This is a genomic window from Lysinibacillus sp. FJAT-14745, assembly GCF_001275675.1.
GTDB lineage: Bacteria > Bacillota > Bacilli > Bacillales_A > Planococcaceae > Lysinibacillus.
On record NZ_LITM01000004.1, the window covers coordinates 36,954 to 49,688 of the forward strand.

At 40.8% G+C, this 12,735-nt stretch carries 12 protein-coding genes and 1 riboswitch; all 12 genes read left to right on the forward strand.

Annotated elements, in window-relative coordinates:
• The first annotated feature begins 261 nt into the window (after positions 1-261).
• The 12 genes from AMS59_RS06735 to purH all read left to right on the forward strand — a co-directional run bounded on the left by AMS59_RS06735 (position 262) and on the right by purH (position 12,699).
• A complete protein-coding gene (locus AMS59_RS06735) occupies positions 262-456 on the forward strand; it encodes an NETI motif-containing protein (protein ID WP_053482989.1) in 195 nt (64 codons plus the stop codon).
• Positions 457-549: 93 nt separating this feature from the next.
• A riboswitch (purine riboswitch) is annotated at positions 550-648 on the forward strand.
• A 200-nt stretch (positions 649-848) separates the two neighbouring features.
• On the forward strand, positions 849-1,337 hold the full coding sequence (gene purE, locus AMS59_RS06740; RefSeq protein WP_053482990.1) for a 5-(carboxyamino)imidazole ribonucleotide mutase: 489 nt from the start codon (positions 849-851) through the stop codon (positions 1,335-1,337).
• Entirely contained in the window at positions 1,334-2,458 is a 1,125-nt protein-coding gene (gene purK / locus AMS59_RS06745) for a 5-(carboxyamino)imidazole ribonucleotide synthase (RefSeq protein WP_053482991.1), read from the forward strand. Before purE ends, purK begins: the two co-directional genes overlap by 4 nt.
• Positions 2,459-2,471: 13 nt before the next feature.
• Entirely contained in the window at positions 2,472-3,767 is a 1,296-nt protein-coding gene (gene purB / locus AMS59_RS06750; protein WP_053482992.1) for an adenylosuccinate lyase, read from the forward strand.
• 98 nt (positions 3,768-3,865) lie between these two features.
• Positions 3,866-4,576: a phosphoribosylaminoimidazolesuccinocarboxamide synthase gene (purC, locus tag AMS59_RS06755; protein ID WP_053482993.1), complete on the forward strand. Its 711-nt coding sequence runs from the start codon at positions 3,866-3,868 to the stop codon at positions 4,574-4,576.
• A 2-nt stretch (positions 4,577-4,578) separates the two neighbouring features.
• Positions 4,579-4,827, forward strand: a complete 249-nt coding sequence (gene purS, locus AMS59_RS06760) for a phosphoribosylformylglycinamidine synthase subunit PurS (RefSeq protein WP_053482994.1) — start codon at positions 4,579-4,581, stop codon at positions 4,825-4,827.
• 2 nt (positions 4,828-4,829) lie between these two features.
• Entirely contained in the window at positions 4,830-5,513 is a 684-nt protein-coding gene (gene purQ, locus AMS59_RS06765; RefSeq protein WP_053482995.1) for a phosphoribosylformylglycinamidine synthase subunit PurQ, read from the forward strand.
• Positions 5,500-7,734, forward strand: a complete 2,235-nt coding sequence (gene purL, locus AMS59_RS06770) for a phosphoribosylformylglycinamidine synthase subunit PurL (protein WP_053482996.1) — start codon at positions 5,500-5,502, stop codon at positions 7,732-7,734. The genes purQ and purL overlap by 14 nt, the downstream gene beginning before the upstream one ends.
• On the forward strand, positions 7,710-9,134 hold the full coding sequence (gene purF / locus AMS59_RS06775) for an amidophosphoribosyltransferase (RefSeq protein ID WP_053482997.1): 1,425 nt from the start codon (positions 7,710-7,712) through the stop codon (positions 9,132-9,134). The genes purL and purF overlap by 25 nt, the downstream gene beginning before the upstream one ends.
• A gap of 52 nt (positions 9,135-9,186) precedes the next feature.
• Positions 9,187-10,242, forward strand: a complete 1,056-nt coding sequence (gene purM, locus AMS59_RS06780) for a phosphoribosylformylglycinamidine cyclo-ligase (protein ID WP_053482998.1) — start codon at positions 9,187-9,189, stop codon at positions 10,240-10,242.
• Entirely contained in the window at positions 10,242-10,811 is a 570-nt protein-coding gene (purN, locus tag AMS59_RS06785; protein WP_053482999.1) for a phosphoribosylglycinamide formyltransferase, read from the forward strand. Before purM ends, purN begins: the two co-directional genes overlap by 1 nt.
• 361 nt (positions 10,812-11,172) lie before the next feature.
• Positions 11,173-12,699, forward strand: a complete 1,527-nt coding sequence (purH, locus tag AMS59_RS06790; RefSeq protein WP_053483000.1) for a bifunctional phosphoribosylaminoimidazolecarboxamide formyltransferase/IMP cyclohydrolase — start codon at positions 11,173-11,175, stop codon at positions 12,697-12,699.
• Positions 12,700-12,735: the final 36 nt, after the last annotated feature.

Genomic DNA, 12,735 nt, shown 5'->3' on the forward strand with positions numbered 1-12,735 from the left:
TACGTTGCACTACACTTTCGCGCAAAAAACATATGCCGCTGTCGCTACGTTGCACTACGCTTTCGCGCAAAAAACATCTGCTGCCCCAATCGGCTCATTGGACGCCCCTAGGAAAGTGCCCAGTAGGAACGAAAATTAACATCACGTTATGGTGAAGAACATATTATTAATGAATCATACATACTAAAGGAACAAACTAAAGGTATAATGGAATTCATACAAGGGAAAATAATTGGAAACAAGATCGAAAGGAAGAAAGATTTGGGGAAAAAACAAATTTGGTATGAGGTAGAAGAAAACGAGTCAATTGAAGATTGTTTGGCAAGAATGCGTCGAGATGGTTATATGGCAGTGGGAAGAAAAGAAGAACCGATTTTTCACGTAGTCAATGGAGAACCAACGCATTTACGTCAAAAAATACAATTCAAAGCGATGTTATGGCAAGATTCCGAGTGAATTTGACCAAAATCCGAACATTTATAAATAGTAAAAATAAAATGTTCGCATTTTTGCATTGACTATAATGCGATGACTTGTTAAAATGTGAGAAGGAAAAACAAATAAATCCCACATATATGCTAGAGGATTGGCTCTAGTGTCTCTACCCGGCACCGTAAATGCTGGACTATGCGGGAAAGCACTTTTGGCATGTTACGAGAAGGTGTATGTACAGAAATGTACATTTGCATATTCTTTTCATAATAAGTCCTCAAGTAAACTGCTTTCACGTGTATGGTAGGGAGTAGTTTATTTGGGGACTTTCTTTGTTATAAAAGTAAAGCTATATGAGGAATAAAGGCTTGCACAATATTTGATCATTTTTCTAACGTTAAAAAGGAGCGACAATCATGAATCCGAAAATCGGTGTCATTATGGGGAGTTCAAGTGACTGGGAAACAATGAAACATGCATGTGATATTTTAGATGAAATACAAGTACCGTACGAGAAAAAGGTTGTGTCTGCACATCGTACGCCTGATTTAATGTTTGAGTATGCAGAATCAGCACGTGAGCGAGGTATTCAAGTAATTATTGCCGGTGCAGGTGGAGCTGCGCATTTACCTGGAATGGTAGCGGCTAAAACAACGTTACCAGTAATCGGTGTACCTGTGCAATCCCGTGCTCTTAACGGTCTTGATTCTCTATTATCAATCGTTCAAATGCCTGGCGGTGTACCTGTAGCAACAGTAGCGATTGGCAAAGCGGGAGCTACGAATGCAGGCTTGCTAGCAGCGCAAATTTTGTCGACAACAGATGCAGAGCTTGCTAATAAACTAGATGCTAGACGTGAAGCTACGAAGCAACAAGTACTGGAAAGCACAGGTGACTTAGTGTGACAAAGATAATTTATCCAGGGCAGACGTTAGGCATTATCGGGGGAGGGCAGCTTGGCCGTATGATGGCACTTGCTGCTAAAGAAGCAGGCTTTAAAATTGCCGTTCTTGAACCATCAATGGATTCACCATGTGGACAGGTTGCGGATATACGTATTGTAGCACCATATGATGATGAGTCAGCTTTAGAAGAACTTGCCGAGGTAAGTGACGTTATAACGTATGAGTTTGAAAATATCGATTATGATGGCTTAAAACGTTTAACACAAATGGCTTACGTTCCACAAGGAGCAGAGCTTGTACGCATCACACAAAACCGTGTGACTGAGAAAGAAGCGATTGTGAACGCAGGTTGTCCGGTAGCCCCTTATTTGGTTGCAAATACATATGAAGAATTACTAGCCAATATCGATAGGATTGGTTATCCTTGTATAGTCAAAACAGCAAGAGGTGGTTACGATGGCAAGGGGCAGCAACTTTTAAAATCTGCCGAAGACCTACCATTGGCAAAGGAGCTTTTCACTCATTCACAATGTATTGTTGAGGGATTTGTGCCTTTCGTTAAAGAGGTGTCTGTCATTGTACAAAGAAACGGTAATGGTGAATCATATTGTCAGCCAGTTGGAGAAAATATTCATGTTCATCATATTTTACATGAAACGATTGTGCCAGCTCGTATAAAAGAAGAAACAGCACAGGCTGCAGAGCGAGAAGCTTTGAAAATTGCTGATTATTTAAATTTAGTAGGGACATTAGCTGTAGAAATGTTTGTATTAGAAGATGGTGGAATTGTTATTAATGAATTAGCACCAAGACCTCATAATTCAGGTCACTATTCATTAGAAGCATGTAATGTTTCACAGTTCCATCAGCATATACGCGCTGTTTGTGGTTGGCCATTACGTAAACCACAACTTTGGGCACCATCTATTATGGTAAATGTTTTAGGGCAGCATGTCATGCCACTTAGTAACTCAATTGCTAAATATCCTGAATGGTCTATACATCTTTATGGGAAAGCTGAAGCTAAGGTGAACCGTAAGATGGGCCACGTAACGATTATGACAAAAAACTTAGAAGAAACATTACAACAAATCGAGAGTTCTGGCATTTGGTCAGAATAGAAGGAGAAACGCAATGATCGAACGTTACACAAGACCCGAAATGGGCGCAATTTGGACAGAACAAAATAAATATCAAGCTTGGCTAGAAGTTGAAATTTTAGCATGTGAGGCTTGGGCAGAACTTGGCGACATTCCGAAAGAGGATGTAGTTAAAATTCGTGAAAATGCTTCATTTGATGTTAATCGTATTTTAGAGATTGAGAAAGAAACGCGTCATGATGTTGTAGCATTTACTCGTGCCGTTTCTGAAACACTTGGTGAAGAGCGAAAATGGGTGCACTATGGTTTAACTTCTACGGACGTAGTTGATACAGCTCTTTCTTATTTGATTAAACAAGCGAATGATATTTTACGCAAAGACATCGTGAATTTCATTGATATTATTGCTGCAAAAGCGAAAGAGCATAAGCATACGGTTATGATGGGACGTACACATGGTGTTCATGCTGAGCCAACAACTTTCGGTTTAAAACTAGGTTTATGGTATGAAGAAATGAAGCGTAACCTAGAACGCTTTGAAGCAGCGGCAAAAGTAATTGAAACAGGAAAAATGTCTGGAGCAGTTGGAACATATGCCAATATCGATCCTCAAGTTGAGCAATATGTATGCGATAAATTAGGACTAACAGCATCACCTATTTCAACTCAAACATTACAACGTGATCGTCATGCTCAATATTTAGGTGCGTTGGCATTAATCGCAACATCAATAGAGAGATTTGCAACAGAGATTCGCGGCTTGCAAAAATCTGAAACGCGAGAAGTTGAAGAAGCCTTTGCAAAAGGGCAAAAAGGCTCGTCAGCGATGCCTCATAAACGTAATCCAATCGGGTCTGAAAACATGGTTGGTATGTCACGTTTAATGCGTGGTTATATGGTGACAGCTTTTGAAAACGTAGCTTTATGGCATGAGCGTGATATTTCACATTCATCTGCAGAGCGCGTCATTTTACCGGATGCAACGATTACACTTAACTATATGTTAAATCGCTTCGGTAATATTGTGAAAAACTTAACAGTATTCCCTGAAAACATGAAACGTAATATGGGTCGCACTTTTGGTTTAATTTACTCTCAACGTATCTTATTAGCACTTATCGATAAAGGGTTAGTGCGTGAGGAAGCGTATGATACAGTACAACCTTTAGCGATGCAAGCGTGGGACGAGCAAGTTCAGTTCCGTACGTTAGTCGATGCAAGTGAAAAAATTACATCGTATTTAACGAAGGAAGAGCTAGATGATTGCTTTGACTACAACTACCATTTACAGCATGTAGATATGATTTTTGAGCGTCTTGGACTTAACTAAGTAGAGTCACTAGCGGATGTTACAGAATTGAATCGTATACGTACGATTCAATTCTGTACAATACGCGTGTATTTCATAATATCAGGGGGATTAACGAAATGATTAAAGGTCAACTTTTGTATGAAGGTAAAGCAAAAAAATTGTATACAACAGAGGAGCCAAATGTTCTACTCGTTGAGTACAAGGATAGTGCAACAGCGTTTAATGGTGAGAAAAAAGAAGAAATTGAAGGAAAAGGCGTATTAAATAATCGCATTACTTCATTAATTTTCGAAAAATTACGAGCTTACGGAATTGCGTCACATTTCGTGAAACAATTGTCTGATACGCAACAGCTTGTAAAACAGGTAGATATTATTCCGATTGAGGTTGTTGTTCGTAATATAGCGGCAGGTAGCTTAGCGAAACGCCTTGGCCTTGAGGAAGGTACACCATTAAAACGTCCAATCGTTGAGTTTTACTATAAAGACGACGAGCTTGGAGATCCACTCATTTCAACGGAACATATTGATGTACTTGATCTTGCAAAACCTGAAGAAGTGACTGCCATTTATGATGGTGCACTAGCTGTTAACAAAGTTCTGCAGCCAATATTTGCAGATGTCAACGTTACACTAATTGACTTTAAATTAGAATTCGGACGTGACAATGACGGAAATGTACTACTGGCAGATGAAATATCACCAGATACATGCAGACTTTGGGATGCAACTACAAAGCAAAAGTTAGACAAAGATGTCTTTCGTAGAGACCTTGGTAATTTAACTGAAGTTTATACTATTATACTTTCTAGACTCGGAGGCAAATAACAATGAAAAAAGTTAAAATTTACGTAACATTACGTGAGAGCATTCTTGATCCACAAGGTTCAGCTGTACAAGGTTCTTTAGTGAAGATGGGTTACGCTGAAGTAGAAGATTTACGTATCGGTAAATATCTTGAACTAACAATTAAAGATACAGAACGTGATATTGATACTCTAGTAAAAGAAATGTGTGAAAAGGTTTTAACTAACGTTGTAATCGAAGACTACCGTTACGAAGTCGAGGAGGCTAACTAATCATGAAATTCGCAGTACTCGTGTTCCCTGGGTCAAACTGTGATATCGATATGTATCATGCGATTAAAGACGAGCTAGGTGAAGAAGTAGAATATGTATGGCATACAGCAACAGATTTAAGTGGCTTTGATGGCATTTTAGTACCAGGAGGCTTCTCATACGGGGATTATCTTCGCTGTGGTGCGATGGCAAACCAATCTAATATTATGGCAGAAGTCAAGAAAGCAGCGGATGCTGGTAAGCCAGTATTAGGCGTATGTAATGGATTCCAAATTCTAACTGAAGCAGGTTTATTACCAGGTGCATTACTTCGTAACAAAAATTTGAAATTTATGTGCCGTACAATCCAGCTTAAAGTTGAAAACAATAATACATTATTCACAAATCAATATGAGCAAGGTCAAATAATCAATATTCCAATCGCACATGGTGAAGGTAACTACTACTGTGACGAGGAAACTTTACAAAAGTTAAAAGACAACAATCAAATCGTGTTCACATACTCAGGTGAAAATCCAAACGGTTCTTTAGAAGATATCGCAGGGATTACAAACGAGCGCGGCAATGTACTAGGTATGATGCCTCACCCAGAGCGAGCTGTTGATGCACTGGTGGGCGGAGCAGATGGTCTAGCAGTATTTAAATCAATTGTAAAGCAGTGGAGGGAAAATCATGTCAACAACTAAGTTTGAGCCAACAGCACAGCAAATTAAAGATCAAAAATTATACGCTGGTATGGGGATGTCAGACGAAGAATTTGCAATGGTAGAAGGTATTTTAGGACGTCTACCAAACTGGACAGAGACAGGTCTTTTCTCCGTAATGTGGTCTGAGCACTGCTCATACAAAAATTCAAAACCAGTGTTACGTAAATTCCCTACAAAGGGTCCACAAGTTTTACAAGGTCCAGGTGAAGGTGCTGGTATCGTAGATATTGGTGACGAACAAGCAGTTGTATTTAAAATGGAATCACATAACCACCCATCAGCAATTGAGCCTTATCAAGGTGCTGCTACAGGTGTTGGTGGTATTATCCGTGACGTTTTCTCAATGGGTGCACGTCCAATTGCGATGCTAAACTCACTACGCTTTGGCGAATTAAAATCAGCACGTGGCAAATATTTATTTGAAGAAGTAGTTGCTGGTATCGCAGGTTACGGTAACTGTATCGGGATTCCTACAGTCGGTGGCGAGATTCAGTTCGATCCTTGCTATGAAGGCAACCCACTAGTGAATGCAATGTGCGTAGGTTTAATCGACCACAAAGATATTCAACGTGGAATCGCAGCTGGTGTAGGGAATACAGTTATGTATGTGGGTGCTAAAACAGGTCGTGACGGTATCCATGGTGCAACATTTGCATCTGAAGAGTTAACAGAAGAGTCTGAGAACCAACGTCCAGCAGTACAAGTGGGAGATCCATTTATGGAGAAACTTTTACTTGAAGCATGTTTAGAAGTTGTAAAATCGGACGCGTTAGTAGGTATTCAAGATATGGGTGCTGCTGGTCTTACTTCTTCATCAGCAGAAATGGCTTCTAAAGCTGGTTCTGGTGTAGAAATGAACTTAGACTTAGTACCTCAACGTGAGACGGGTATGACAGCATATGAAATGATGCTATCTGAATCTCAGGAGCGTATGCTACTTGTTGTGAAAAAAGGTCGCGAAGATGAAATTAAAGCGATTTTCGATAAATATGATTTAGATGCTGTGGCAATTGGTCACGTGACGGATGATAAAATGCTACGCCTATTACATAATGGTGAAGTTGTAGCTGAAGTACCTGCTGATGCACTTGCAGAAGATGCACCGGTTTATCATAAGCCATCCGCAGAGCCTACTTACTATGCTGAGTTCCAGGCGATGGAAAATTCAGAACCAGTAGTAACAGATTATAAAGAAACATTAAATGCACTTTTAAAAGCACCAACAGTTGCTTCAAAAGAGTGGGTTTACGATCAATATGATTATCAAGTTCGTACATCAACAGTCGTTGCTCCAGGTTCGGATGCAGCCGTTATCCGCGTGCGTGGTACGAACAAAGGATTAGCGATGACTACAGACTGTAACTCTCGTTATATTTTCCTAGATCCAGAGGTAGGCGGTGCCATAGCTGTAGCAGAGGCGGCTCGTAATATCGTAGCATCTGGTGGTACACCATTAGCGATTACTGACTGCTTAAACTTCGGCAATCCAGAGAAACCAGAAATCTTCTGGCAAATTGAAAAATCAGCTGATGGTATCTCAGTCGCTTGTACAGCACTAAATGCACCTGTAATCGGCGGTAACGTGTCTCTTTATAACGAGCGTTCTGGTGAAGCGGTTTACCCAACACCAACAATCGGTATGGTTGGACTAATTGAAGATTTAGCACATGTGACAACTCAAGAAGTAAAAGCTGCTGGCGATGTAGTATTTGTGATCGGCGATACAAAAACTGAATTTGGCGGCTCTGAGCTTCAAAAATTATTAAATAATGGGGTTATTTCAGGGAAAGCACCAGCTATTGACTTAGAAGTTGAAGCTGCACGTCAACAAGCATTGCTTAAAGCGATTAAAGCAGGAATCGTACAATCTGCACATGATGTAGCAGAAGGTGGTCTTGCAGTAGCGCTCGCTGAAACAACATTTGGCGCAAATGGCTTAGGTCTTGATGTGGCATTAACAGGCTCTGCAACAACAGCATTATTCAGTGAAACACAATCTCGCTTCGTTGTAACAGTGAAAGAAGAAAATGCAGCTGCGTTTGTAGAAATTGTAAAAGATGCACAGAAAATCGGTGTCGTAACAAACGATGCGCTTGTTAAAATCAACGGTGATAACGGTGTGCTTGTAGAAGGTACAGTGGAGGAATTCCGTTCTAATTGGAAAGGAGCAATCCCATGCTTGCTGAACTCAGAGGCTTAAACGAAGAATGTGGGGTGTTTGGTATTTGGGGCAACTCAAATCCAGCACACCTTAGTTATTACGGGCTTCATGCTCTTCAACACCGTGGCCAAGAAGGTGCAGGGATCGTCGTTTCTGACGGTCAGCATCTTCGCGCGGTGAAAGGCGAAGGACTAGTTAACGATGTTTTCAACGAAGAGAAATTAAAGGCAGTTAACGGAAAAGCAGCAGTTGCCCATGTTCGTTATACGACTGCCGGTGGAGGCGGTATTGAAAATGTACAGCCGTTATTATTCCACTCCTCAACTGGTAGCCTTTCAATTGCTCATAACGGTAACTTAGTCAATGCAACGCACTTGAAACAGTATTTAGAGCGTCAAGGAAGTATTTTTCATTCTAGCTCCGATACAGAAGTGCTAGCGCATCTTATTAAGAAAAGCTCGCATTCACCATTCCGTGCAAAGGTGAAAAATGCCCTATCATTATTAAAGGGTGCGTATTCATTCTTAATTATGACTAAAGATGAAATGCTTGTAGCACGTGATCCACATGGTTTACGTCCATTATCTCTTGGAAAGCTAGGAGATGGCTGGGTTGTGGCCTCTGAAACTTGTGCATTCGATTTAATAGGTGCAGAATTTGTTCGATCTGTTGAACCAGGTGAGTTATTAATTATTAATGACGAGGGTGTCAAATCTGATCGTTTTGCAGATATGAATAAACGTGCAATGTGCGCGATGGAGTATGTTTATTTAGCACGTCCTGATTCTGATATTGATGGTATTAACGTCCATATGGCACGTAAACGTATGGGTAAACAGCTTGCACGTGAATGTGCACATATTGAAGCTGATGTTGTAACAGGTGTACCTGATTCAAGTATTTCAGCAGCAATCGGCTTTGCTGAGGAAAGTGGTATTCCGTATGAGCTAGGTCTTATTAAAAATCGTTATGTAGGTCGTACATTTATCCAACCGACACAGGAATTACGTGAACGCGGTGTGAAAATGAAGCTTTCCCCAGTTGTTCAAGTCGTAAAAGGTAAACGTGTAGTGATGGTGGACGATTCAATCGTTCGCGGTACAACTTCAAGACGTATTGTCAAAATGTTAAAAGATGCAGGGGCGGCAGAAGTACATGTTGTGATTTCCTCACCACCAATGACGGATCCTTGCTATTATGGCATCGATACTTCAACGCATGAGGAACTGATTGCATCAAGCCACAATGTAGAGGAAATCCGTGACGCTATAGGAGCCGATTCATTAACATTCCTTTCAGTTGAAGGCATGGTGGAGACGATTGCAAGACCATATGAAGATGAAAACCGTGGATTATGCCTAGCGTGCTTTACAGGTAAATATCCAACAGAAATTTTCCCAGATACAATCTTACCACATGAAAAAGAACTATTACGTTAAGAAAAACATCTAACTATGCCAAGGCGATTTGGATGATAAGGAGGAACTCTGCGTGTCAAAAGCATATGAACAAGCAGGTGTAAATATTGAAGCAGGCTACGAAGCCGTAAAACGAATGAAGTCTCACGTTGAACGTACAAACCGTCTAGGTGTGATGGGCACGTTTGGTGGCTTTGGTGGTATGTTTGACTTGTCAGAACTAAATCTTAAGGAACCTGTTCTTATTTCAGGTACAGATGGTGTTGGGACAAAGCTAAAGCTAGCATTTATGGTGGACAAGCATGACACGATTGGTGTGGACTGTGTAGCGATGTGTGTCAATGATATCGTAGCGCAAGGTGCTGAACCATTGTACTTTTTAGATTATGTAGCTCTTGGCAAGGCAGAGCCAGCGAAAATTGAGCAAATTGTAAAGGGCGTTGCAGATGGCTGTGTGCAATCTGGTGCGGCATTAATCGGTGGAGAAACTGCAGAGATGCCAGGTCTCTATGATGAAGATGAGTATGATTTAGCTGGTTTTGCAGTAGGAGCTTGTGAAAAATCAGCCATCGTAACAGGTGAGAAAATAGTAGAAGGTGACGTGCTTGTTGGTATTGCTTCAAGTGGTGTGCATTCAAACGGTTACTCATTAGTACGAAAAATTGTCTTTGCTGATAATCATTACGCTGTTGATTCGATTGTTGAAGGCTACGAAGATCTTGGTCCTATCGGTGAAGCCTTGTTAGTGCCAACAAAACTATATGCGAAACCTGTGCTTGCAGCTTTAAAAGCAGCAGACGTTCATGGCTGTGCACATGTAACTGGCGGTGGTTTTTATGAAAACCTACCACGCATGATGCCGGAAGGTTTAGCAACAGAGATTGACTTAGGATCTTGGCCTGTCTTACGTATTTTTGAGTTTTTAAAAGAAAAAGGACAGTTAGAGGACAAGGATTTATATAACGTCTTTAACATGGGTATTGGCTTCGTGTTAGCTGTTCCAGCAGATGAAGTAGATAAAGTCCTTGCTACAGTAGAAGCAAATGGTGAAAATGCATACAAAATCGGTCGCGTAGTGAAAGGCGAAGGTGTTGTATTCAATGGCTCACATGATGGGAGTTTAGTGTAATGACGGCACCAACTAAAATTGCCGTTTTTGCTTCAGGCAGCGGTAGTAATTTTCAGGCCATTCAAGAGGCCATTGACCGTGGCGAACTTAATGCAAAGGTCGAACTTGTTGTTACAGATAAGCCTGGCGCATTTGTAGTTACACGTGCTGAAAACTTTAATATTCCAGTGCTCGCTTTAAGTCCGAAAGAGTTTGCTTCAAAAGCAGATTACGAGACTGCTATTATCGAGGCGCTACATAAATGTCATGTAGAATGGATTGTGCTTGCAGGTTATATGCGCTTAATTAGTGAAGTATTACTAACTGCATATCCACAGCGCATTGTGAATATTCATCCGTCATTATTACCGGCTTTCCCTGGTAAAGATGCCATTGGTCAAGCGATGGAACACGGCGTCAAAATAACAGGCGTAACCGTCCATTTTGTAGATGAAGGTATGGACACGGGGCCTATTATTGCACAAGCGGCAGTTCAAGTTGTTGAAGGTGACCGTGAGGCAACAGAAACGGCCATTCATCAGGAAGAGCATGGACTATATACAAAAGCTTTACAGCAATTATTAAAGTAATTCAGTGGTGAGGAGTTAGGTCTTCTGGAACAATACAGCCTAACTCTACTCTATCAATAATAGCAAGACATATTCGTGGCAAACACGATGAAAATTGGTTCATCACCAAAAGTTGTGGATGACTTTTGTTAAAACGTCTACTATGAAAATAAGTTGATTGGAGTGGAGGCTGGGCGACTCCTTGGGGATTAGCGTCACAGATGAGACCCTGGAGCGAGCAACGCGAGTGAAGCGGCTCATCGGACGCCCCCAGGAAGCTCTGCTCTGCGCGAAAGCGAAGCGTCAGCGGCAAAGCGCCCAGCTGGAACGGAAATCAACCACACATTTTGGTGATGATCCTAAAAATTAGGAGGATTTCGTTGTGACAAAACGTGCATTAATCAGTGTTTCCAATAAAGATGGTATTTTAGAATTTGCAAAGGAACTAGTAGCATTAGGTTATGAAATTTTATCAACTGGTGGTACGAAAAAAATGTTACAAGACAATAATGTTGCCGTAACAGCAGTAGATGAAGTAACTAAATTCCCTGAAATTTTAGATGGTCGTGTAAAAACGTTAAATCCAATGATTCACGGTGGACTATTAGGAAAGTTTGACGATGCTTCTCATCAAGCACAAATGAATGAGCATGGAATTGAGCCAATTGAGATTGTTTGTGTCAATCTTTACCCATTCGTTGAAACAATTTCAAAGCCTAATGTAACATGGGATGATGCGATTGAAAATATTGATATCGGTGGTCCAACAATGTTACGGTCTGCAGCAAAAAACCATCAATATGTAACAGTAATTGTGGATAGCAATGACTATGCGAACGTATTAGAGGAACTTAAAGCTAATGGTGTTACGACAATTGAAACACGTCGTAAGTTAGCTGCGAAAGTTTTCCGTCACACAGCCGCTTATGATTCATATATATCAAACTATTTAACAGAAGAAGAGTTCCCAGAGAGCTTAACGATGACATATGAATTAAAACAGAACTTACGCTATGGAGAAAATCCTCATCAAAAAGCCGCTTTCTATCAAAAACGTCTTGGCTCTGAATTCTCATTAGCTTTTGCTACGCAATTACATGGTAAAGAATTATCATACAACAATATTCAAGACGGGAATGCCGCATTGCAAATTGTCAAAGAATTTGAAATGCCTGCAGCAGTAGCTGTAAAGCACATGAATCCTTGTGGTGTTGGAACTGGCGTAACATTAGAAGAAGCATTTGATAAAGCATATGAAGCGGACCCAACGTCTATTTTTGGTGGCATTATTGCTTTAAATATGGAAGTAGATGCAGCGACTGCTGAAAAATTAAGCCATATCTTTTTAGAAATTATCATTGCACCAGCTTTCTCCCAAGAAGCGCTTGAAATTTTAACGAAGAAGAAAAATATTCGCTTATTAACTATTCCTTTTGAGCAAGCAAAACAAGACAAGTTCAATGTTGTATCAGTTGAAGGTGGTCTTCTTGTACAAGAACCCGATCGCTACGGTTTTTCAAATGCAGATATTAAAGTTGTCACAGACCGTGAACCGACAGCTCAAGAATGGGAAGCATTACAACTTGGCTGGGCGGTTGTGAAGCACGTTAAATCTAATGCTATCGTTGTGACAGATTCTCAAATGACACTTGGCGTTGGTGCTGGTCAAATGAACCGTGTTGGAGCAGCTAAAATCGCATTTGAGCAAGCGGGCGAAAAAGCAAAAGGTGCAGCACTAGCATCAGATGCATTCTTCCCAATGAGCGATACTGTAGAAGCAGCTGCAGCGGCTGGTATTACAGCCATTATTCAACCAGGTGGCTCTATCAAAGATCAGGATTCAATCGATAAAGCGAATGAATACGGCATTGCGATGGTATTCACTGGCGTACGTCATTTCAAGCACTAAAATATCCAAAAACTAGACCGAGATGGGCAACATCTC

Excerpts from the sequence above, each read along its gene's own strand:
- purE (WP_053482990.1), top strand. The coding sequence starts at position 849 with ATGAATCCGAAAATCGGTGTCATTATGGGGAGTTCAAGTGACTGGGAA.
- purB (WP_053482992.1), top strand. The coding sequence starts at position 2,472 with ATGATCGAACGTTACACAAGACCCGAAATGGGCGCAATTTGGACAGAA.
- purS (WP_053482994.1), top strand. The coding sequence starts at position 4,579 with ATGAAAAAAGTTAAAATTTACGTAACATTACGTGAGAGCATTCTTGAT.
- purQ (WP_053482995.1), top strand. The coding sequence starts at position 4,830 with ATGAAATTCGCAGTACTCGTGTTCCCTGGGTCAAACTGTGATATCGAT.
- purL (WP_053482996.1), top strand. The coding sequence starts at position 5,500 with ATGTCAACAACTAAGTTTGAGCCAACAGCACAGCAAATTAAAGATCAA.
- purC (WP_053482993.1), top strand. The coding sequence starts at position 3,866 with ATGATTAAAGGTCAACTTTTGTATGAAGGTAAAGCAAAAAAATTGTAT.
- purN (WP_053482999.1), top strand. The coding sequence starts at position 10,242 with ATGACGGCACCAACTAAAATTGCCGTTTTTGCTTCAGGCAGCGGTAGT.
- purF (WP_053482997.1), top strand. The coding sequence starts at position 7,710 with ATGCTTGCTGAACTCAGAGGCTTAAACGAAGAATGTGGGGTGTTTGGT.